This is a genomic window from Pseudomonas sp. GB2N2 (genome assembly GCF_054897705.1).
Map to the genome: position 1 here is coordinate 585,838 of NZ_CM142701.1, position 20,336 is coordinate 606,173.

General features: G+C 59.4%; 20 protein-coding genes and 1 pseudogene. 11 read left to right on the plus strand and 10 right to left on the minus strand.

The window, feature by feature from the left end:
* Positions 1-11 precede the first annotated feature (11 nt).
* Entirely contained in the window at positions 12-833 is an 822-nt protein-coding gene (locus ACYZT4_RS02625) for an aldo/keto reductase (protein WP_461985010.1), read from the minus strand.
* Between the two features lie 187 nt (positions 834-1,020).
* Between ACYZT4_RS02625 and ACYZT4_RS02630 the strand changes: the two genes are divergently transcribed.
* Entirely contained in the window at positions 1,021-1,212 is a 192-nt protein-coding gene (locus ACYZT4_RS02630) for a hypothetical protein (RefSeq protein ID WP_461985011.1), read from the plus strand.
* Between the two features lie 93 nt (positions 1,213-1,305).
* Here ACYZT4_RS02630 and ACYZT4_RS02635 read toward each other — a convergent pair whose 3' ends face one another.
* Entirely contained in the window at positions 1,306-2,454 is a 1,149-nt protein-coding gene (locus tag ACYZT4_RS02635) for an aldose epimerase family protein (protein ID WP_461985013.1), read from the minus strand.
* 237 nt (positions 2,455-2,691) lie between these two features.
* Between ACYZT4_RS02635 and ACYZT4_RS02640 the strand changes: the two genes are divergently transcribed.
* The 5 genes from ACYZT4_RS02640 to ACYZT4_RS02660 all read left to right on the plus strand — a co-directional run bounded on the left by ACYZT4_RS02640 (position 2,692) and on the right by ACYZT4_RS02660 (position 8,154).
* Complete coding sequence (locus ACYZT4_RS02640) at positions 2,692-3,441, plus strand: hypothetical protein (RefSeq protein ID WP_461985014.1); 750 nt, start codon at positions 2,692-2,694, stop codon at positions 3,439-3,441.
* A gap of 181 nt (positions 3,442-3,622) precedes the next feature.
* Positions 3,623-4,408 carry a sulfite exporter TauE/SafE family protein gene (locus ACYZT4_RS02645; protein WP_461985015.1) on the plus strand — a complete coding sequence of 262 codons (786 nt, stop codon included), beginning with the start codon at positions 3,623-3,625 and terminating at the stop codon, positions 4,406-4,408.
* Positions 4,409-4,597: 189 nt separating this feature from the next.
* Positions 4,598-5,197, plus strand: coding sequence for a biliverdin-producing heme oxygenase (locus ACYZT4_RS02650; RefSeq protein ID WP_461985016.1), 600 nt, complete (start codon positions 4,598-4,600; stop codon positions 5,195-5,197).
* Positions 5,194-7,434 carry an ATP-binding protein gene (locus tag ACYZT4_RS02655; protein ID WP_461985017.1) on the plus strand — a complete coding sequence of 747 codons (2,241 nt, stop codon included), beginning with the start codon at positions 5,194-5,196 and terminating at the stop codon, positions 7,432-7,434. Before ACYZT4_RS02650 ends, ACYZT4_RS02655 begins: the two co-directional genes overlap by 4 nt.
* Positions 7,435-7,593: 159 nt before the next feature.
* Positions 7,594-8,154, plus strand: coding sequence for a DUF4174 domain-containing protein (locus tag ACYZT4_RS02660; protein WP_461985019.1), 561 nt, complete (start codon positions 7,594-7,596; stop codon positions 8,152-8,154).
* A 63-nt stretch (positions 8,155-8,217) separates the two neighbouring features.
* Here ACYZT4_RS02660 and ampC read toward each other — a convergent pair.
* The 3 genes and pseudogenes from ampC to ACYZT4_RS02675 all read right to left on the minus strand — a co-directional run bounded on the left by ampC (position 8,218) and on the right by ACYZT4_RS02675 (position 12,142).
* Positions 8,218-9,355: pseudogene (gene ampC / locus ACYZT4_RS02665) on the minus strand (class C beta-lactamase).
* Positions 9,356-9,430: 75 nt separating this feature from the next.
* Positions 9,431-10,771, minus strand: coding sequence for a glucarate dehydratase (gudD, locus tag ACYZT4_RS02670; RefSeq protein ID WP_461985020.1), 1,341 nt, complete (start codon positions 10,769-10,771; stop codon positions 9,431-9,433).
* A 24-nt stretch (positions 10,772-10,795) separates the two neighbouring features.
* Positions 10,796-12,142 carry an MFS transporter gene (locus tag ACYZT4_RS02675; protein WP_461985022.1) on the minus strand — a complete coding sequence of 449 codons (1,347 nt, stop codon included), beginning with the start codon at positions 12,140-12,142 and terminating at the stop codon, positions 10,796-10,798.
* Between the two features lie 277 nt (positions 12,143-12,419).
* On the opposite strand from ACYZT4_RS02675, the gene ACYZT4_RS02680 reads away from it, so the two are divergent.
* Positions 12,420-13,136 carry a FadR/GntR family transcriptional regulator gene (locus tag ACYZT4_RS02680; protein ID WP_461988530.1) on the plus strand — a complete coding sequence of 239 codons (717 nt, stop codon included), beginning with the start codon at positions 12,420-12,422 and terminating at the stop codon, positions 13,134-13,136.
* A 360-nt stretch (positions 13,137-13,496) separates the two neighbouring features.
* On the opposite strand, the gene ACYZT4_RS02685 is transcribed toward ACYZT4_RS02680, so the two are convergent.
* A complete protein-coding gene (locus tag ACYZT4_RS02685) occupies positions 13,497-14,405 on the minus strand; it encodes a DMT family transporter (protein WP_461985024.1) in 909 nt (302 codons plus the stop codon).
* Between the two features lie 96 nt (positions 14,406-14,501).
* Here ACYZT4_RS02685 and ACYZT4_RS02690 point away from each other — a divergent pair, with 96 nt between their 5' ends.
* Positions 14,502-15,365 (plus strand): LysR family transcriptional regulator, encoded by an 864-nt coding sequence (locus ACYZT4_RS02690; protein ID WP_461985025.1) that lies wholly within the window; start codon positions 14,502-14,504, stop codon positions 15,363-15,365.
* Between the two features lie 143 nt (positions 15,366-15,508).
* A complete protein-coding gene (locus ACYZT4_RS02695; protein WP_461985026.1) occupies positions 15,509-16,570 on the plus strand; it encodes an AI-2E family transporter in 1,062 nt (353 codons plus the stop codon).
* Here the strand turns inward: ACYZT4_RS02695 and ACYZT4_RS02700 are convergent.
* The 3 genes from ACYZT4_RS02700 to ACYZT4_RS02710 form a co-directional block, all read right to left on the minus strand.
* On the minus strand, positions 16,567-16,749 hold the full coding sequence (locus tag ACYZT4_RS02700) for a hypothetical protein (protein WP_461985028.1): 183 nt from the start codon (positions 16,747-16,749) through the stop codon (positions 16,567-16,569). The genes ACYZT4_RS02695 and ACYZT4_RS02700 overlap by 4 nt on opposite strands.
* Before the next feature lie 116 nt (positions 16,750-16,865).
* Positions 16,866-17,060 carry a hypothetical protein gene (locus ACYZT4_RS02705; RefSeq protein WP_262163311.1) on the minus strand — a complete coding sequence of 65 codons (195 nt, stop codon included), beginning with the start codon at positions 17,058-17,060 and terminating at the stop codon, positions 16,866-16,868.
* A gap of 236 nt (positions 17,061-17,296) precedes the next feature.
* Positions 17,297-17,662, minus strand: a complete 366-nt coding sequence (locus ACYZT4_RS02710) for a hypothetical protein (protein ID WP_461985030.1) — start codon at positions 17,660-17,662, stop codon at positions 17,297-17,299.
* 244 nt (positions 17,663-17,906) lie between these two features.
* On the opposite strand from ACYZT4_RS02710, the gene ACYZT4_RS02715 reads away from it, so the two are divergent.
* On the plus strand, positions 17,907-18,725 hold the full coding sequence (locus tag ACYZT4_RS02715) for a shikimate 5-dehydrogenase (RefSeq protein ID WP_461985033.1): 819 nt from the start codon (positions 17,907-17,909) through the stop codon (positions 18,723-18,725).
* Between the two features lie 136 nt (positions 18,726-18,861).
* On the opposite strand, the gene ACYZT4_RS02720 is transcribed toward ACYZT4_RS02715, so the two are convergent.
* The gene (locus ACYZT4_RS02720; protein WP_461985035.1) at positions 18,862-19,509 is read right to left on the minus strand and encodes a YceH family protein; all 648 of its coding nucleotides are present in this window, start codon (positions 19,507-19,509) and stop codon (positions 18,862-18,864) included.
* Positions 19,510-19,647: 138 nt separating this feature from the next.
* On the opposite strand from ACYZT4_RS02720, the gene ACYZT4_RS02725 reads away from it, so the two are divergent.
* A complete protein-coding gene (locus ACYZT4_RS02725; protein WP_461985037.1) occupies positions 19,648-20,157 on the plus strand; it encodes a DUF1993 domain-containing protein in 510 nt (169 codons plus the stop codon).
* The last annotated feature ends 179 nt before the right edge of the window (positions 20,158-20,336 follow it).

A 20,336-nucleotide genomic window follows, 5' to 3' on the forward strand; every position in this document is an offset into this window, starting at 1 on the left:
ACCGCGATGGCTCAGACCATGGCCAGTCGCTGTTTGCGTTGTGGCGCGCGAAACGCTCGGTCCAGCGCCTCCAGATCCCCGACTTCAAGCTGCAATTGCGCGGCCTGCGCGTTCAGATGCACATGTTCAGGCCGGACCGCTTTGGGGATGGCGATGACGCCATCCTGTCGCAGAATCCATGCCAGCGCTACCTGTGCCGGTGTGACCGCGTGACGGGCGGCCACTTGCTGGAGCGTCGGGTGCGCCAGCATGGCCCCGCCCTGGCCGATGGGGCAGTAGGCCATCAACGGCTGGTTTTGGCGTTGGCACCATGGCAGTAAATCGAATTCTATGCCGCGTTCCTCCAGGTTGTAGAGTACTTGATTGGTGGCGCAGGCCGGGGACGCCAGTTCCTGCAGGTCATCGACATCGAAGTTGGACACGCCCCAATGGCCGATCTTCCCCTCTTCGCGCAGGCGTTCGAAGGCTTCGACGGTTTCTTGCAGCGGATACTGGCCGCGCCAGTGCAGCAGGTACAGGTCGATGTAGTCGGTGTTCAACCGGCGCAGGCTGCGTTCGCAGGCCTGGGTGATGCCTTTGCGGCTGGCGTTGTGCGGGTAGACCTTGCTGACCAGGGAAACTTTGTCGCGCAGGCCGGTGATGGCTTCGCCCACCACGTCCTCGGCACCGCCTTCGGCGTACATTTCGGCGGTGTCGATCAGGGTCATGCCCAGTTCGATGCCCAGGCGCAGCGCGGCGACTTCCTCGGAATGCCGCGCGGGATCTTCGCCCATGCGCCAGGTGCCCTGGCCAATGACGGGGACATTGATGCCGGCGAGTTCGAGGGTCCGCATGAAAACATCCTGTGCTTGTTGGGTCGATACTTACGTTGGCAGCAGGATAGCTCATGGGTTCCGTCGACTTTTAGCAGCTGTCGAGCTTGCGAGGCTGCGTTCGAGAACGAAGTCCTCGCTGGATCGTGTGAATATCCGTTTCTGCGGTAACGCGGCGCGGTCCCCTGTGGAAGCTGGCTTGCCTGCGATGGACGTCAACGATAACGCGGGCTGCCTGAATGAACGCGTTGCCCGGGCGTTTTTTGTCGGAACGTCGCCCGGAGCAATCTCCTACAGGGGATGGCGTCAGCCAGAGGATGTGCACGATCAAATAAGCGAAGCGCGCCCGCTTGATGCCCCGGTCGGCCCAGAGGCCGCCGAGTTTTTGATGTTGATTTGATCTGAAGCGACCCGCGAAGCAATGCCGGAGTGAGGGGACCAATCGCCGCCAGTATCGAACAGCCGCATATTCACCCAAACTCAAACCCAGCCCTCAACGAGCAGAAAACTTCAACACCGTAGTCTGCGTATAAGTCTTCCCCGGGTCCAACCGCGTCGACGCAAATCCAGGCTGATTCGGCGCATCCGGATAATGCTGAGTCTCCAGCGTGAACGCACTCCAATGCGCATACGTCTTGCCAGCCTTGCCCTTCACCGACCCATCCAGAAAGTTACTGGTATAAAACTGTACACCCGGCTCAGTGGTATAGAGCTGCAAACGCCGCCCCGAACGCGGATCGCTGACATCAGCCGCCAGTTTCCCCAAATCACCCTTGCCATCCAGTACCCAGTTGAAATCGAAGCCGCCCTGTTTAGGTTCGGCAAACTTCAACTGCGGATGGTCCGCCTTGATGTGCTTGCCGATCGCCGTCGGTTGGGTAAAGTCCATCGGCGTGCCGGCCACCGGAGCGATTTCTCCGGTCGGAATCAATGTAGCGTTGACCGGCGTGTAATGACTGGCGTGCAAGGTCGCGACCTGTTGCAACACATCACCGTTGCCCGCGCCCGCAAGGTTGAAATAACTGTGGTTGGTCAGGTTCAACACCGTCGGTTTATCGGTGGAAACCTTGTACTCAATGCGCAACTCGTTGTTGTCATTGAGGCTATACGTCACCTCGGTCTTCAGATTGCCAGGGAAACCCATTTCGCCGTCCGCCGACAAGTACGTCAGGGTCACGCCCACCGAGTCCTTGCCTTTGGCCGGTTCGGCTTTCCACACATGTTTGTCAAAACCCAGCGGGCCACCGTGCAATGAATTCGGGCCGTCGTTGAGTGGCACCTGAAAGCGCTTGCCGTCGAGTTCGAATGAGCCTTTGGCCAGGCGATTGCCGAAGCGGCCGATGGTTGCGCCGAAGTAGGCCTTGCCGCTCTGGTAACCCAGCACATCATCGAAACCGAGCACCACGTCATCGAGTTTGCCGTTTTTGTCCGGTACTTCAAGCGCCTGCAACGTCGCGCCGTAGGTGATGACTGTGGCTTGCATGCCGTGGCTGTTGCGCAACACGTATTGCTCGACGGGCTTACCGTCGCTGGTTTTGCCGAAGGCTTTATGTACGCTGGACAGGCCGGCGGCCTGGGCGGAGAGGGTGGCGATCATCAACGACAGTCCGAGGACGCAAAGGGGGTAGCGGGATTGAAGCATGGTTAACCTTCCTTTTTGTTGTTATTTGCAAAGTAGTCATACTAGTGATCTGTTATAAACCGATCAGGAAGGATTTATAGCTCGTATTTACAATTTTGCGTAAATAAAGTCAGACTAATTAACCGCCTCTACCGTTTTACAGACTGCCGGCACTGCACTTTTTCGTCATCCACGGCTCTATCCTTGGCCAGCCTGCGGCGATCCCCACCGCCGGCCCATGCCCAAGTTCAAGCGCCCATGGCCCGAGTTTCACCCCTCACCGCTGTGCACATCCGCCGCCATTGCCTGCTGCTCGCCGTGCTGTCGATGCTGTTCATGTCCGGTTGCAGCCAGCAGCAAGGGAAGGACATCGTCAGCCAGTTTCGCGAAGGCCGCCCCCAGGAATTCCTCCAGACCAGCGTCGACCGCATGGCCACGCTGGCGATGCGCGACAACCTCGACAGTCTGTATCTGCTCATGGGCAAGCTCTATCTGCGTAACCCGCAGGAGCTGAAAAAATCCGGTTTTCTTGACGCCCGCACCGCCGGCAAACAAGTGCGCATGGCCATCGAACAGCAACAACTGCTGCCGACGCTGGGGGGCAAGAAGGATCTGGCGGCGCTGAGTTATGCCATGAGCCCGGAGTTTCTGGGCGACCGGGTTGGCGCCTTCATCTATGCCATCGGCAGCATGCTGGTGACTGCGCACGGCAATCGGCTGGAGTTCTACATGACCGATGCGATCAGCCCGACATTCGTCAGCAACGCCGCGCGCAACATCGAGAAGGCCACCTGGATTCTCAGTCAGCGGCAAGACAAAAACGGCGAACTCCTGCTTTTCTCCAATGAAATCTCGGAGGAGGGCAGCAACCTGAGTTTTGCCGTGGAGTTCGGCAAGGTAGTCGCACGTTTGGACTTGTTGACCCAGATGCTCGACGAGCGTTATCGCAGGATCGGCCTGAACTACGCGCAAAGCCTGCTGTTCCTCAACTTCCTCCCCGTTCAGTAGGATTGCCGGCGATTGCGTCGCATCGCCAACATTACGGTTACTGACACGCCGCTATCGTCGGCAAGCCGGCTCCTGCAGAAATGCGATTCGGGCATAACGATAGATCCTATCGATATAAGTCGTTATAAGAAAAATCGCTATCCTGCGGGCCAGTTTTTTTATGCTTTTTTGTGGGCGTGTTATGGATTTTGGTAATTTCGGCTTGGTCGTGGCAGGTCTGGTGGTGGGTTTTATCGTCGGGATGACCGGCGTCGGCGGCGGTTCGTTGATGACCCCTATCCTGCTGTGGTTCGGCGTCAATCCGGCCACCGCAGTCGGCACGGACCTGTTGTACGCGGCGATCACCAAATCCAGTGGCGTGCTGGTTCATCGCAAGAACAACAACATCGATTGGGCCATCACCGGTTGGCTGACCCTCGGCAGTGTGCCGGCGGTGGCGCTGACGCTGTGGTTTCTCAGCAGCCTGCAAACCTCTCCCGACGCGATGAACGCCATCATCAAACAAGCGCTGGGTTTTGTCCTGTTTGCCACGGCGCTGGCGATTTTCTTCAAGAAACGCTTGCTCGACTTCGCTCATAAACGCGCCGGCGGCCAGTACAACCCGAGTGGCCGGCGCTTGAATGTGCTGACCGTGATCACCGGCCTGATCCTCGGCACCATGGTCGCCCTGACCTCCATTGGCGCCGGTGCACTGGGCACCGTGGCCTTGTTCATTCTCTATCCGCTGCTGCCGACCCGCCGCCTGGTCGGCACGGAAATCGCCCACGCTGTGCCCCTGACACTGGTCGCCGGGCTTGGCCACGCGAGCATGGGTAACATGGATTGGCACGTCCTGGGTTTCTTGCTGATCGGTTCGCTGCCAGGGATTTACCTCGGCAGCCACCTGACCGGCCGCATCTCCGATGAAGTGCTGCGCCCTTGCCTGGCCGCGATGCTGGTGCTGATCGGGTACAAACTGGCGTTCTGATCGCTGCCGATGGCAGAAACAAACCACCCCCTGCCCGGTATAGGTGCTACGGTGAAAAGCCACCCTTCATTCGCTCGCGAGTGACCTGTCGGCATTTCTCCCCTGTTCGACAAGGACGAAGTGGCCCATGCACACGCCAAGCGCACACATTCACATCCACATAGCCCGGTTTTCCCTCGACATATTGTCGTGACGGCCCCGTCGAAGAGCCTGCCGCTGATTCTCAGTGAGCTGCGCATCGCGACGACCCACCACCATCAGGCGCTGGAAAAACGCATTCCTTTTTTCACTGTCGATCGTCTGCTCTATATCCGGCTGATCGAGGCGTATTACGGTTTTTATCGGCCGCTGGAAAACCAGTTGTTCCAGATCGCGATGAGCATTCCCGACCTGGACTGGCTGATCCGCAGCAAGATCCCGTCGCTCGAAGCTGACCATTATGCCTTGGGCCTGGACATCGCCGCGATTGAGGCCATTCCCCTCTGCACGTTACCTTTTCAGCCCCGCAGCGTGGCCGATGTGCTGGGCGTACTCTACGTCCTCGAAGGTGCAACGCTGGGCGGGCAATCGCTGCGTAATGGCTTGTACTCGCGCCTCGGTATCGATGAGCACAAGGGCGGGCGGTTTATCACGGTGTATGGCACCTCGACCCTGTTGATGTGGCGGGGGTTTCTGGCCTGCCTGTATGAAGTGCATGAGCCCGCTGAACGCGCGCAGTCGGTGGCGGCGGCCCAGGCAACCTTCGACGCCTTCGAGGCGTGGCTTGAGCGCTGCGAGGTGTTGATATGAACCGCCTTACTGATGAGCAACTCGACGCCGCGCTGGCCGAATGTGCCAGCGAGGCGATCAGGATTCCCGGTTCGATCCAGCCCCACGGGGTACTGCTGACCCTCAGCGAAAACGCCTTGATCATTGAACAGATCAGCCGCAATTGCGCGCAGTGGCTGGGGCAGACGGCGGCGGCGTTGTTGCAGCAACCGTTGTCGGCGCTGGCAGGTGAAGAGGCGACGGAACAGGTGCGTCAGGCACTGCTGTCGACAGACCTTGAAGATGCCAATCCGTTGTCGCTGACACTTTCCGGGCAGCGCTTCAACGGCTCGCTCAACCGCCATGTCGGCGTCATCATTCTGGAACTTGAGCCGGCTTCCGACAGCATGCCCGACCGCACTGGCAACCTGCTCCGTGCGCTGAGAAAAATGCAATCGGCGAGCATTCTGGACGATTTGTACCGGGTCAGCGTCGACGAAATCCGCCGGCTGACCGGCTTCGACCGGGTGATGATTTATCGCTTTCAGCCGCAAGGGCATGGGCAAGTCATCTGCGAGGCATTGGGCGGCATTCTGCCCGGATACCTGGGGCAGTGTTTCCCCGCCTCGGACATTCCAGCGCAAGCCCGCGAGCTGTATCGCCTGAACTGGATCCGCGTGATTCCGGACGCGCGTTATCAGCCGGTGCCGATTCTTCCCGTGTTGCGCCCGGATACCGGGGAGCCGCTGGACCTGGGGTTTTCGGTGCTGCGCAGCGTGTCGCCGGTGCATTGCCAGTACCTGGAAAACATGGGCGTGCGGGCGTCCATGAGCCTGTCGCTGCTGGAGAATGATCAGCTGTGGGGGTTGGTCACCTGCGCTCATCCGCAGCCGTTGTTGGTCAGTTACCCCGTGCGCACAATGTGCGCAGCCATCGCCCAACTGCTCAGCGTGCAGATACCCGCTTTGCAGATTCGCGACGAACAGCATCAGCGGGGGCAAAAAACGCAGTTGATCAAGGAACTGACGCGGGCCATGCAAAGCGCTGAACAGGACGTGCTGGAAGGGTTGCTCGAGCAACCGGAAAAACTCCTGGCCCTGACCGGCGCCGGTGGTGTGGCCGTGCTGATCGAAGACCGCTTGCAGCTGTTCGGAAACTGCCCGACGGTGGAGGAGGTCCGGGCGCTGTACCTGTGGGTGCGCGAGCGATGCCTGGACAGTGGCGAGCCACTGCTGACCGATCACTTGCAAAGCGTGCACGGCGCCAGTGCCCGTTACAGCGAAGTCGCCAGCGGGCTTTTGGCCTTCGTGTTGCCAAAGCCGGTGGACAACGGCGTGTTGTGGTTCCGTCCGCAACTGCGCTCCAGCATGAAGTGGAGCGGCAATCCCGATGAACATTTCAGCGCTGGCGGTGACGCCCGGCGCGCCTTGCAACCGCGCAAGTCCTTTGCTCTCTGGGAAAAACTGGTGGAAGGCAAGGCGCAGGAATGGACCGCGGCGGATGCTTATGCCGTCAAAGAGCTGCGCCGTTATGCCATCGAGAACGACCTCGCCCGTCAGGTGAATCGCGAGCATGAAGCGGTGCGCGTGCGTGATGAGTTGGTGGCGGTGGTGTCCCATGACCTGCGCAACCCTATGACCATCATCATCATGCAATGCGGGATGATGCAGCGTCTGGTCGCGCGGGACGACGGCGTGCATACCGTGCGCATGAACGCGGCGTTGGGGACGATGGAAGAAGCCACCGATCGCATGAACACGCTGATCGCCGATCTGCTCGACAAGTCGAAATTCGACGCCGGCCAGTACCCGCTGGAGTGCAAGCCGCTGGATGTGGTCGATTTGTTGGAGCAAGCCTGCGGGTTGCTGGTGACGCTCACGTCACACAAAAACATCGAGCTCAATTGCAGCAGCGCCGAAGGCCTGGTCATTAACGCCGACCCGCAGCGTTTGTTTCAGGTGCTGTCGAACCTGTTGGGTAACGCGATCAAATTCACGTCGACAGGCGGGCGTATCGACGTCGACGCCCGCCAGGTAGATGACAAGGTATTGATTTCAGTGAGTGACAATGGCAGTGGTATCCATGCCGTACATTTGCAGCACATTTTTGAGCGTTACTGGACGCTTCGCGAAGGCAACCCCAATGGCAGCGGCCTGGGTTTGTATATCTGTCGCAGCATTGTGCAAGCCCATGGCGGCGAGCTTTGGGTGCAAAGCGAAGCGGGGACCGGCAGTGTATTTACCTTTTCCATTCCGGCACTGGCTGCCGAAGCCGCTTGAGGCCCGCTGAGGATTTCCTGCAGAGCGCCTCGCAATCTGTTGCGCAATGTCGGCCCTGACCTAAGCTTGGGTCATGGCGGAACACAATTGCGGTGCGTCACCCGGAACGAACGCCGCGATGCGCAATCATTAGAGCGTGGATATCAAAAGGAGATGCGCATGCTCATCAGGTCATTGACCTTGACAACCTTGCTGGCCCTGGCCGGTCCCTTGCTCGCTGCCGATAGCGACTCACCACTGGACATGGACAAGGGCAGGTCCAGGCCATTGATCGTCATCGCGCCAAGCACGGTTGATCCGGCATGGGTCAGCCTGAAAAAGTCCTTGGATGATCCAGCCAATCACAAAGAATTCACCGACCGCAACATGGTCCTTTACACCGTGCTCAATCTGATGGGGCAGCGCGATGGCAAGGACCTGGGACCCCAAGACACGGCGGCACTGATCCGTTCGCTCAAGCTGGGCGCGGGGGCGAAGACCAAGGTGATTCTGGTCGGCAAGGATGGCGAGAAGAAACTGGAACAGTCGGATACGGTGGATCTGAAGGCGATCTTCAGTGCCATCGACCAGATGCCGATGGCCGAGAAAGAAGCGGCCGCACCGACCGTCGCGGCACCCGCCGCAGAGGTCGTACCGGCGAAGGATGCCAAAGGCGCCAAAGGTGCCAAACCGGTGAAACCGGCAAAACCAGCCAAACCAGCGGAAATGCCTGACGACTGAACGCGAATACAACGCACATGGGCGACCTGAAGAGGTCGCCCATTTTGTTTGCGCCGCGGGTGGTTATTCGCTCAATGCGCTCAAAATCGTGTGAGCAATCCTGATGCGCTCCGGATTCGGGTAGTTTTTATTGGCCAAAATCACGATGCCGATGTCTTTCGACGGTACATACGCCACGTAAGCACCGAAGCCACCGGTGGAACCGGTTTTGTTGAACAGCACGTTTTCCGGTTGAGGTCGCGGCGGGTTCAGCCACTGGACTTCATGAGCCTCCATCGCCATTTGCGTTGAATTACCGGCAAGCAATGTATCGAGGGTGACCGGGTAGGGGTAAATCTCCCAGACCAGGCCCTGCGTCATGTCGCCGACGGTGTAGTAGGCGGTATGCGTCGTGGCGATGGCCCGCTGCATCGGCGCTTCCAGGCGTGACGGTTTCATGTTCGCTTCAACGTAGCGCAGCAGATCGGCAGCGCTGGTTTTCACGCCGTAGGCCTCGGAATCCAGCGCACCCGGCCCGACCCGTACGGGTTTGTCATCCTTGTCGTAACCCTGAGCGTAAAGTCCCATTTCGGTCGGCGGCACCTTGAGGAAGGTGTGTTGCAACCCAAGTTTGGGCAGCAAGGTTTTTTCCATCAATTGATCAAACGGCTGGCCCATGCTGCGGGCGGCCAGATAGCCGAAAAGGCCCAGGCTCGGGTTCGAATACAGACGATGGCTGCCGGCCGGATAGAGCGGGTTCCACTGTTTGAAATAGCCGAGCATCTTGTCCGCGGCATCGGCCTCGTTCGGGAATTGCAGCGGCAGGCCACCGGCGGAGTAGGTGCCCAGTTGCAGCACGCTGATGTTGTCGAACGCGCTGCCGTGCAAGGCTGGCAAGATGTGACTGGCCTTGTCTGACAGGGACAGTTTACCGCTGGCCTGAGCGTAGGCGGCGAGGGTGGCGGTGTAGGTTTTGCTCACCGAACCGATCTCGAACAGGGTGTCTTCGGTCACCGCGCTGCCGGTTTCTTTCGAGGCGTTGCCATAGTTAAAGTAATGTGGCTTGCCGTTGAGCGTGACCGCGACCGCCATGCCTGCAATGTTTTGCTGCTGCATGACGGGCACGACGGCTGCTTTGACCGCCGCTTCGATCTGCTGGTCAGTGGCATTCCCGGCAAGGCATTGACCTGTGCCGAAAAACAGTCCAAATACGCTAAAGGATAAGGCTTTGCCGAGTCTGAAGTTATGCATGTGTGTGCCACTGCCCTTGGGATTTCAGGGCAGTGTACCTGCCGGACTAGCGCACCAGGCATGGCCGTTTGTTATCAAACGTCCAGCCCGGAATCAGGAACTGCATCGCCACGCTGTCATCCCGCGCGCCCAACCCCATGCCTTTATACAGTTCATGGGCTTTGGCCAACTGATCCACATCCAGTTCAACCCCCAGCCCCGGTTTTTTCGGCACCTGCACACACCCTTCGACGATTTGCAGCGCAGCCTTGGTCAGGCGCTGGCCGTCCTGCCAGATCCAGTGCGTGTCGATGGCGGTAATCTCGCCCGGCGCGGCGGCCGCAACGTGGGTAAACATCGCCAGCGAAATATCGAAATGGTTGTTGGAGTGCGAACCCCAGGTCAGGCCCCATTCGTGGCACATCTGTGCGACTCGAACCGAGCCCTGCATCGTCCAGAAATGCGGGTCGGCGAGCGGAATATCCACTGACTGCAACTGAATCGCATGGCCCATTTCCCGCCAGTCGGTGGCGATCATGTTGGTCGCGGTTTTCAGACCCGTAGCGCGGCGGAATTCTGCCATGACTTCGCGGCCCGAATAACCATTTTCCGCACCGCACGGGTCTTCGGCATAGGCAAGGACGTGATGCTGATCCCGGCACAAGCGAATCGCTTCTTTCAGCGACCACGCGCCATTGGGGTCGAGGGTGATGCGCGCGTCGGGAAAGCGTTCGGCGAGGGCGGTGACGGCTTCGATTTCTGCATCGCCACTGAGCACGCCGCCCTTGAGTTTGAAGTCCTTGAAACCGTAACGCGCGTGGGCGGCCTCGGCCAGGCGCACCACGGCGTCGGCGCTCATGGCTTTTTCATGGCGTACACGGAACCAGTCGTTGTCCGCGTCCGGCTCGCTGCGGTAAGCCAGATCGGTCTCGTTACGATCACCGACATAAAACAGATAACCCAGCATCTTCACTTCATCGCGCTGCTGGCCTTCGCCGAGCAGGGCCGCGACCGGCACATCCAGATGCTGACCGAGCAAATCCAGCAGTGCCGCTTCCAGGCCGGTGACGGCGTGGATGGTGATGCGCAGGTCGAACGTCTGCAAACCGCGACCACCGGCATCGCGGTCGGCGAAGGTCTGCCGGACCTGATTGAGAACCCTCTGGTACGTGCCGATCGGGCTGCCGACCACCAGTGAACGGGCGTCCTCCAGCGTCTGGCGAATACGCTCGCCACCCGGCACCTCACCGACGCCGGTGTGGCCGGCGTTGTCCTTGAGAATGACGATGTTGCGGGTGAAAAACGGACCGTGGGCGCCGCTCAGGTTTAGCAGCATGCCGTCGTGCCCGGCCACCGGAACCACTTGCATGCTGGTGATGATCGGGGCTTTTGCGTCGTGTGCGTTCATTTTCTTATCCTTTTGAACCGGTGTTCAGACGTGGTGGGGCGCTGGTTTGCCCGGTGCCGTAATGGCGCTCGCCTTGGGTATATTGCGTGCAGCGAAGACGATGATGGCGGCAATGATCGATGTTGCGGCCAACCCGTACAGCCCGCCCTGAATCGAGCCGGTGCGCTCTTCCAGCAGCCCGAAAGTGGTCGGCGCAACGAAGCCGCCGAGGTTGCCCACCGAATTGATCAGCGCGATCACGCCGGCGGCGATCCGTGCATCCAGGTACGCCTGGGGAATCGGCCAGAACAGCGACGAGGCGGATTTGAATCCCAGTGCTGCAAAGCAGATCGCCACGAAGGCGAAGACCGGTCCGCCGGTGGTGGACATGAACATCCCGGCGGCCGCGATCAGCAACGCGGCAGCGACCCAGGCTTGCTGGTGTTTCCATTTCGCCGACAGCGACGCGAACGCGTACATGCCGACAATCGACAGAAGCCACGGGATCGAGTTGAACAAGCCGACCTGAATGTCGCTGAGGTCGCCCATCTTCTTGATGATGCTCGGCAGCCAGAAGGTCGCGGCATAGATGGTCAGTTGAATGAAGAAATAGATCAGGCAGAACAGGATGATCTGGCGGTCCTTGAGCAGCGTGCCTACCGACGGTTTGATCGGCGTCACAGCTTCGCGGGCCAGTTGCTCAGCGTCGATGGCGTTGACCAGCGCGTCCTGCTCTGCGCGGCTCAGCCACTTGGCATCGTGGGGTTTGGAGTCGAGCCAGAACCAGACGAAGACGCACAGGCCTACCGAGAACATGCCTTCGATGAAATACATCCATTGCCAGCCGTGCAGCCCAAACCCGTTGAGTTGCAGGAGCAACCCGGACAGGGGGCCGGAGATCAGCGAAGCCATTGCCGAGCCGCTGAGGAAAATCGCGATGGCCTTCCCGCGTTCAACACCTGGCAGCCAGCGAGTGAAGTAATAAATCACCCCCGGAAAGAACCCGGCTTCGGCCACGCCGAGGAGGAATCGCAGAATGTAGAAGTGCGTTTCGTTCTGGATGAACGCCATGCCGGCGGCCACCAGGCCCCAGGTCAGCATGATGCGGGTTAGCCAGATTCGCGCGCCGACTTTTTGCAGGAGGATGTTGGAGGGGACTTCAAACAGCGCGTAACCGATGAAGAACAGACCCGCACCGAGGCCGTAGGCGGCTGCGCCAATGCCCAGGTCGTGTTCCATGTGGACGCGGACGAAACCGATGTTCACGCGGTCGATGTAGTTGACGATGAACATGATGACGAATAGCGGCAGAACGTGGCGTTTCACTTTTGAGATGGCGGACTTCAGCACCGAATCGGTGCCTTCGTGCATCCCGGAGATGGATGTACTCACTTGCGTTTCTCCCACTGATTATTTTTATGCGGGGTGTTGCTGGGCAGTGTTGTTGATAGACATCATACAACTGAGTTTTTTTGTTCTGCAAGGGCGTGAGTCATCAAAATGGCGGTTTACGCGGCGTTTGTTAGATCAATTTGGTTCGTTGGTAGCTGAGGTTCTGCAAATTTTAGGTCATTTGTTGAGTGTTGTCATACAAGCAGATGCTATTTAAAGAGGCTTCTAAGAGACCGCAATGCTACGATTCCGTCAGCTCTGCTCTCGGATGATCGCCATGCAAGAAGACCTCGACGCGCCTGCCCGCAAGCGCACTCACAACCTGGCCCACGACCTGGTCACCCAACTGACCCAGCGCATTCTGCTGGGCCAAATGTTGCCCGGGGACAAGCTGCCCTCGGAGAACTCCATCGTTCAGGAACACGGCGTCAGTCGCACCGTGGTCCGCGAGGCGATCTCGAAATTGCAGGCATCGGGGCTGGTGGAAACCCGGCACGGCATCGGCACCTTCGTGATCGAGCGCGCGCCGGAGCAAGGGCTGCGACTGAACGTCGATACAGCGTTGGGGGTGCGCAGCATTCTGGAGTTGCGCATGGGCCTGGAAACCCAGGCCGCCGCGCTGGCAGCCACGCGTCGCACCGACCCACAACTGGTGCAGATGCGCGAAGCGCTGGACGACTATCAACGCCTGCTCGCCAACAACGACAGCTGCGTCGAAGCCGACAAGCGCTTTCACCTGCTGATCGCCGAAGCCACCGGCAACGTCTGTTTCACCGAAATCATGCAGCACCTGGGCAGCGCCATGATTCCCCGGACTCGGGTCAATGCGGCCGAGCGCGGGGCGGCGGATCTGAGCAAACTCGGGCATCTGGCCAACCTTGAGCACGAGGCGATTCTCAACGCGATCAAGCGTCAGGATGCGGACGCGGCGCGGGCAGCGATGTGGTTGCACCTGACCAACAGCCGCGACCGGTTTCTCGCGGACAGCGACTAACCGCTGGTCTACTCGATAGCACCGTGTCTGCGCGCGACCTTCAAACAAGTACGGCCCAGATTTGCTGGACCTCATCAATGAGGTGCGTCATGGCTAACTCAATGGATCACGATGCCCCACCTGGCATGGACCCGTCTCGGGACCCGACAGGTGCAGAGGCTGATAGACCTGAAGACTGGAAGGACCCCACTGCGGACGAGGACGTGCTTCCAGCGGACGAGCCGACGCCGCTGTCGGATGATCGGCGGTAAACAGAACCCGGCCAGTGTGCCGGGTTTTTTGTGCAGGGCAGTTAAGCCGCGTCATCGTTCATCGCTGGCTTGCCAGCGATGGCGTCGGATGAATCAACATAAATTCTGGCTAAACACCCACTACCCGAATCGCCACCGGCCGCCGCTCCAGATTCAACGCCAACACACTCACCAACACCACCACCGCGCCCACCCCGATCATCACCGTCGGCCGCTCCCCCAACCCGAACGAAGCAATCGCCATCGCCGTCGGCGGCACCAGATACAGCGTCATCGTCGCCCGGCTCAAATCAATGTGTGCCAGCACATACGCCCAGGCCAGGTACGCCAGCGCACTCGGAAATACACCCAATGCCACTACCGCCCATTGCACGCGCATCGGAGCGCTGACCACCTGCGCCGCTAACCCCGGCAGATAGACCAGCAACAAAGCGGTTCCCGACCACACCGTGTAGCAAACCAGTGTCAGCCCGTCGTAACGGCCTGAATGGTGTTTCTGCAGTGCGAAGTAAAAACTCCAGGACAGCGCCGCCAACAGGATCAGCAAACCGTGGGCGTCGAGGCTGCCGACCCCTCGATCGCCGGCCACCACAATCACCACGCCGAGCAACCCGAGAAACACACAGCCCCAACGCCAGGTGCTCACCCGATCCTTGAACACAAAGCGCGCCAGCAGGGTGCTGAACAGCGGCGTGGTCTGCGCCAATACGCTTGACGCGCTGGCGCTGACTCCTTGCTGACCGAAATTGATCGTTACGTGGTGCAGGCTTACCGCAAAAAAACCGAGACCGAACAACAGTGGCACATCGCGTAGGCTGGGCAGGCTGATGCCTTTGGCGAACGCGATCAGCGCCATGAACGCCGACGCCAGCAGAAACCGCAGCAAGGCCAGATGGCCGGGGTCATACGCTTGCAAACCGATGTGAATACCGGTCGGCGAATAGCCCCAGCACGCCACGACAAAGGCCATGGCCAAAATGATTTTGAGGGGGTGGGCGGCAGTTGTGAGCGCTTGCATGGTCGGGCACCGGTGGTCAGATGCACCCAGTATCAGAACCCGGACAGCGCTCCACAACTGACTTATACTGCGCCAATCGTTCACTTTAGGTGATGTATGGAGCTGGCACAGATTCGCATGTTCAAGACTGTTGCCGACGTCGGCAGCATTGCCCGCGCGGCCGAGCAATTGCATTGCGTGCCGTCGAACATCACGGCGCGCATCAAGTCATTGGAGGCGGAGTTGGGCGTCGCGTTATTTCTGCGCGAAGGCAGGGGACTGCGCATCAGTCCGTCGGGGCAGACGTTTCTGGCGTACGCCTCGAAAATTCTCGCGCTCACCGCGGAGGCCAAACGCGCAGTCGATCCCGCGGCCGAGCCGTCCGGCCCGCTGCGCATCGGTGCAATCGAATCCTCGGCCACGGGGCGCTTGCCGCGTCTGCTCGCCAAGTTCCACAAGCGTTACCCGGCAGTCGCGCTGGAACTGACCACCGGCACTTGGGGGCAACTGCTCGATGACACCGTCAGCCACCGACTTGATGGCGCGATCGTCGCGGTGGATGTCGAGCGCTCACAGCTCAAGCGCACGCCGATGTACCGCGAAGAGTTGCTGCTGATCGCCTCGACCTCCCTGGGGCCGGTGCGCGACATCGTCGATTTGCACGACAAAACCGTGTTCATGTGGCCGCAGGGTTGTCCCTACCGTGCGGCGCTGGAGCACTGGTTATTGCGTCATGGGCAGGCGCTGCCGATTGTCAGCCTGGCCAGTTATGGCGCGATTGTCGGTTGCGTCAGCGCGGGGGCGGGCGTGGCGCTGGTGCCCAAAGGCGTGTTCGACCAGTACGCCAAGGGCGCCGGTTGCGCGGGGTATGAGTTTCCTGAACTGACTGCCATCGACAACCTGTTTTACTGGCACGAAAACGCCGGGGTGCACCCGGCGCGGGAGGCGTTCGTGGCGATGTTGCGTGAAGAGTTTGCATAGGAACACCGCACACCCCGATGGGCCGCGGCTTTCACTGATCTGGATCTATGCTTGATGAACAAACGGATGGCACTCGGGCGGACCGTGGCGGACTAAGCATCAGGACGCGACATTGCGTCCCTGCGGACTGACATGGATCGGACATGAACGAACAGACGGTACATAACAAATCATTGGTGATTCTGCTCGGGTTGGTGACCGCTGCCTTTATCTGGATTCTGCTGCCGTTCTACGGTGCGGTGTTCTGGGCGGTGATCCTCGGGATTCTCTTCGCACCGCTGCAACGCCGACTGCAATTGAAGTTCGGCTGGCAACGCAACGTGACGTCACTGCTGACCCTGAGCATCTGCCTGGTCATCGCCATTTTGCCGGTGATCATCCTCAGCGTCCTGCTGGTTCAAGAAGGCGCCACGCTGTACAAAAGCATCGAAAGTGGCGAACTGGACATCGCCGGGTATGTGACGCATTTCAAGCACAGCTTGCCGCCGTACTTTCAGCACTTGCTCGACCGTTCCGGTCTCGGCGAACTGGACGGGCTGCGGGAGAAAATCATCAAGAGTGCGGTGACGGGCAACGAATTTATCGCCACGCAAGCGTTCAGCTTTGGCCAGGGGACGTTCGATTTTCTGGTGGGTTTTTTCATCATGTTGTACCTGCTGTTCTTCTTTTTGCGCGACGGTGCCGACCTCGCACGTAGAATGCGCGCCGCCGTGCCGCTGGAAGAACACCAGAAACGTCGGCTTCAGCTCAAATTCAATCGCGTGGTGCGCGCCACGGTGAAAGGCAACCTGGTGGTCGCGATCACGCAAGGCGCGTTGGGCGGTGTGATTTTCTGGTTTCTCGATATCCCCAGCGCGTTGCTCTGGGCGGTGTTGATGGCGTTTCTGTCGCTGTTACCGGCGGTGGGCGCAGGGATTGTCTGGGCACCGGTGGCCGCTTTTTTCCTGTTCACCGGGGCGATCTGGCAGGGCGTGGTGCTGGGGTTGTTCGGCGTGTTCGTGATCGGTCTGGTGGACAACGTGCTGCGCCCGATCCTGGTGGGCAAGGACACGAAAATGCCGGACTACCTGATCCTGATCTCGACCCTCGGCGGCCTGGCGATTTTCGGGCTGAACGGCTTCGTCATCGGTCCTTTGATCGCGGCGCTGTTCATGTCGAGCTGGGCGATTTTCATGGAAACCAAACCGCGAATACAGCTGCCCTAAGCGCTCAGTCGAGCGGTGCCGAGGCGTTCCGAAAGGACTTTGGCGGCGTTGAGCGATGTCAGCGGGCCGCTGATCGGTTCGCCGTTCTGCATAAGGTACCAACAGGCAAGCAATCCCAGCTCCCTGAGCGGGGCGGGAACGGCGCTGCCGATAACGGACATGATCTGAACCTGGGACATAAGTACCTCCATCAATCGATGGAGCTACCTTACGGAAACGGCGCTTTAACGAACAATCAACGCTTTCGATAGTCGTCATTGACGCAAGCGAGGCCAAGCGACCGTCGGTCATTCAGTCAGTCAACCACCAGGTCCAGCATATGGACCACTTCCTGCTCGTTGAGCAGGCCCTTGCGCACCAGGTTTTCGGCCAGCAGCGAGAGAAACTTGGCGCTGCGATGGCCTTCCAGGTGTTTGAGTTCGGTCAGGGCGTTGTACACCTTGCTGGAGGTGCACAGGCTGAGATCGCGGTGCGGGTTTTGCGTCGGCATGAGATCGTCCTTGTTATTATCAACCTGTTGTGGGCGGACAGGACCGAGCTTGCGGACCTGACATGACATAAATATGACCGTTTTTCCTCAATCCGAGGAAAGGGCGCTTTGAATCCATCTTGCCCGCCTCAACCGCGGGGACTGTCCCGATAGCGACCTTGACGAGATTTATCCAGACCTTTCCCGACGAACGGGCATAAAAAAGCCCCGCTTTATAAGCGGGGCCTGATGCGCTGTTACCAGCGGCCATAACCGTGGGGAGGGCCGTAATAACCGCGCGGCGGGCCGTAGTAGCCACGGGGTGGACCGTAGTAAACCGGTGGCGGACCGTAATAGACCGGTTGCTGCACATAAACCGGCGCTGGCTGGTAATAAACCGGTGGCGGTTGCTGCACGTAAACGGGCTGCGGCTGAGCGTACACCGGCTGCTGAACATAGACCGGCCGGTTGCTGTTGATGATGGCCGAACCGACGATGGCCGAGCCAACGATCGCGCCAAATACCGCTGGACCTTCCCAACCGCCACCGCCATGCGCTTCTGCCTGCCCTGCGAGAGCAAGAGTACCGATCAGCAAGGCAACTGTGGGGATTTTACGGATCATGATAATTCCTCGGTTCTTCAACCCGGCGCTTGCGTCTGCAATAGACCCAAGGATTGTCGCGGGGATACATCTAAGACAGCGTATTTCTGAAAATCAGCACAGCCGCTAAGTAAATTTTGTGTAAGGTCTGTACCGGTTTCCTGACGGACCGCGATAACCCGCATTCACACGCCGTCATGATCGAACAGACCCGATGGAATGGCTAATCCCGTCCATCCGAAAGTGCTATTGAAGGAGACGTTTCATGCAGATGAACCCCAACCGAGACACCCAACTGTGCATGTCGCTGTCCGGGCGCCCCGGCAATTTTGGCCTGCGGTTTCACAATCATCTGTATGAACAACTGGGCCTGAATTTCTATTACAAGGCGTTCAGCAGTCAGGACTTGCCAGGCGCCGTCGGCGGTATTCGTGCCTTGGGCATTCGTGGTTGTGGTGTTTCGATGCCGTTCAAGGAGGCCTGCATTGCACTGGTCGACGAGCTGGATGCCTCCGCGGCAGCCATTCAATCGATTAATACCATCGTCAATACCAATGGTCATCTCAAGGCTTACAACACGGATTACATTGCCATTGCCCAACTGCTGGACACTCATCTGGTGCCCAAGGAGTCGACCTTTGCCCTGCGTGGCAGCGGCGGCATGGCGAAGGCAGTGGCCAGCGCCTTGCGCGATGGCGCTTACAAGAATGGCCTGATCGTCGCGCGCAACGAACGCGCCGGGCGTGCCTTGGCTGAAGCGCTGGGTTATGAGTGGCAAGCCGAATTGGGCGACCGACGGCCGCAGATGCTGATCAACGTCACGCCGATCGGCATGACCGGTGGGCCTGAGGCCGAGCAACTGGCGTTTGACGCAGAGGTCATTGCTGCGGCTGAAACCGTGTTCGACGTCGTGGCGATCCCCTCGGAAACGCCGCTGATCGTGCAAGGTCGCGCGCAAGGCAAGCGCGTGATTACCGGGCTGGAAGTGATTGCGATCCAGGCGCTCGAGCAGTTTGTACTGTACACCGGCGTACGGCCGACGGATGAGCAGTTCAAGGCAGCGGTGGAGTTTGCTCGTAGCTGAATTTGTGAGCGGCCCCTTGTAGGAGCGAGCCTGCTCGCGAAAATCGCCCTGACAACGTGGCTATTCAGGTTGCCCGCGGCATCGTTACCGACCATCGCGAGCAAGCTCGCTCCTACATATTCTCTGTGTTGTCTGGTTATTCGAGGCGGGCCAGCCGTTCTTCCAGCGCGGCGATTCGTGCTTCGAGCTCTTCGATGCGTTCTACCGACACACCGCTGCCGCCATCGCGCTCCACCGGATTCTGCCGTGCCACGATAATCGCTTCGATATCTGCGGGGTCACCCATCGCGTGCGTATAACGGTCTTCACGCTGCCCGGCCTGACGCGGGATCAACAGCGCCAGCCCGCGAGCGATCAACCGTTCAAGCTGATGCACCACCTGCTCGGCGTCTTCGAACTCATGCATGCGACCGCTGCGGGTCAGCAGCTCGCTAACCGTCTGCGGACCGCGCAGAAACAACAGCCCCGTCAGAATCACCTGCGCCGGCACCAGCTCCAGTGCCTTGTCGACCTTGTGCTCCCAACGGTCGGCGCGGCTGCCCATCACCAGTTTGGTAAACCCGCGCCCTTCGAGGGCGCGCAAACTCTGGCCCACCTGACCCTGGGTCAGGTTCATCACCGGTTCGCGGCTGGTTTTCTGGTTGCAGGCGATCATCAGCGCATTGAGGGTCAGCGGGTAGGTCTCCGGGCTGGTGGCGTGTTTCTCGATCAACGAACCCAGAATGCGGATTTCCGTGCTGTTGAGCCGTGGCTCGTCGGAGTTGGTGTCTTGCTCAGTGCTCATCACGCTTTTCCCTTTGCTGTCGAAGCCTGCAGTCGAAGCCGCCTAGCCTAATCCTTGCTGGATAAAAGACAAGCCGCAGGAGGGGCGCGCATGGCTATAATCCGCCCACGTTTCCTCCTGTCACCACACGAGACCGCCATGACCATTTCCTTGTACGACGCTTCCGTTCCGGTTTTCAAACAACTGCTCACCGCGCTGAGCGACGTTCTGAACAAAGCTGAAGCCCACGCTACCGCCAAGAACATTGATCCAAACGCTTTGCTGCAAGCCCGCTTGTACCCGGACATGTTCCCGCTGGTGCGTCAGGTTCAGATCGCCGTCGATTTCGCCAAGGGCGTTTCTTCGCGCCTGGCAGAGCTCGAATTGCCGAAATACGACGACACTGAAACTACCTTCGCCGAGCTGCAGGCGCTGCTGACCAAGGTTTTGGCCTACATCGGCGAGATCAAACCCGAGCAGATCAATGGCAAGGAAGGCATCGAGATCATCACTCGCCAAGGCACGCCGAAAGAGAAGCGCTTCACTGGCCAGGCTTACCTGCTGAGCTACGGCCTGCCGCAATTCTTCTTCCACGTCACCACCGCTTATGCCCTGCTGCGTCACAACGGTGTTGAAGTCGGCAAACGCGATTTCATGGGCGCGTTCTAAACCCGACATTGTAAAAAGCCCGCCAAGGTTCACGCCTTGGCGGGCTTTTTGTTTTTGCGGATCGGCGGATGTTCGGGATCGGCAGGTTCGTGCAACCGCGTTTGGACACACTCTGTTAACATTGCGCATCCTCATTTTCATGTTTGCCAGTGGGCCTCCGGGCTATCGCTGGCGTCGTC

Coding starts and splice junctions, on each gene's coding strand:
- ACYZT4_RS02715 (WP_461985033.1), top strand. CDS start 17,907: ATGCAGATGAACCCCAACCGAGACACCCAACTGTGCATGTCGCTGTCC.
- ACYZT4_RS02635 (WP_461985013.1), bottom strand. CDS start 2,454: ATGCTTCAATCCCGCTACCCCCTTTGCGTCCTCGGACTGTCGTTGATG.
- ACYZT4_RS02630 (WP_461985011.1), top strand. CDS start 1,021: ATGGACGTCAACGATAACGCGGGCTGCCTGAATGAACGCGTTGCCCGG.
- ACYZT4_RS02680 (WP_461988530.1), top strand. CDS start 12,420: ATGCAAGAAGACCTCGACGCGCCTGCCCGCAAGCGCACTCACAACCTG.
- ACYZT4_RS02660 (WP_461985019.1), top strand. CDS start 7,594: ATGCTCATCAGGTCATTGACCTTGACAACCTTGCTGGCCCTGGCCGGT.
- ACYZT4_RS02645 (WP_461985015.1), top strand. CDS start 3,623: ATGGATTTTGGTAATTTCGGCTTGGTCGTGGCAGGTCTGGTGGTGGGT.
- ACYZT4_RS02685 (WP_461985024.1), bottom strand. CDS start 14,405: ATGCAAGCGCTCACAACTGCCGCCCACCCCCTCAAAATCATTTTGGCC.
- ACYZT4_RS02690 (WP_461985025.1), top strand. CDS start 14,502: ATGGAGCTGGCACAGATTCGCATGTTCAAGACTGTTGCCGACGTCGGC.
- ACYZT4_RS02720 (WP_461985035.1), bottom strand. CDS start 19,509: ATGAGCACTGAGCAAGACACCAACTCCGACGAGCCACGGCTCAACAGC.
- ACYZT4_RS02625 (WP_461985010.1), bottom strand. CDS start 833: ATGCGGACCCTCGAACTCGCCGGCATCAATGTCCCCGTCATTGGCCAG.
- ACYZT4_RS02725 (WP_461985037.1), top strand. CDS start 19,648: ATGACCATTTCCTTGTACGACGCTTCCGTTCCGGTTTTCAAACAACTG.
- gudD (WP_461985020.1), bottom strand. CDS start 10,771: ATGAACGCACACGACGCAAAAGCCCCGATCATCACCAGCATGCAAGTG.
- ACYZT4_RS02700 (WP_461985028.1), bottom strand. CDS start 16,749: ATGTCCCAGGTTCAGATCATGTCCGTTATCGGCAGCGCCGTTCCCGCC.
- ACYZT4_RS02710 (WP_461985030.1), bottom strand. CDS start 17,662: ATGATCCGTAAAATCCCCACAGTTGCCTTGCTGATCGGTACTCTTGCT.
- ACYZT4_RS02640 (WP_461985014.1), top strand. CDS start 2,692: ATGGCCCGAGTTTCACCCCTCACCGCTGTGCACATCCGCCGCCATTGC.
- ACYZT4_RS02655 (WP_461985017.1), top strand. CDS start 5,194: ATGAACCGCCTTACTGATGAGCAACTCGACGCCGCGCTGGCCGAATGT.
- ACYZT4_RS02705 (WP_262163311.1), bottom strand. CDS start 17,060: ATGCCGACGCAAAACCCGCACCGCGATCTCAGCCTGTGCACCTCCAGC.
- ACYZT4_RS02695 (WP_461985026.1), top strand. CDS start 15,509: ATGAACGAACAGACGGTACATAACAAATCATTGGTGATTCTGCTCGGG.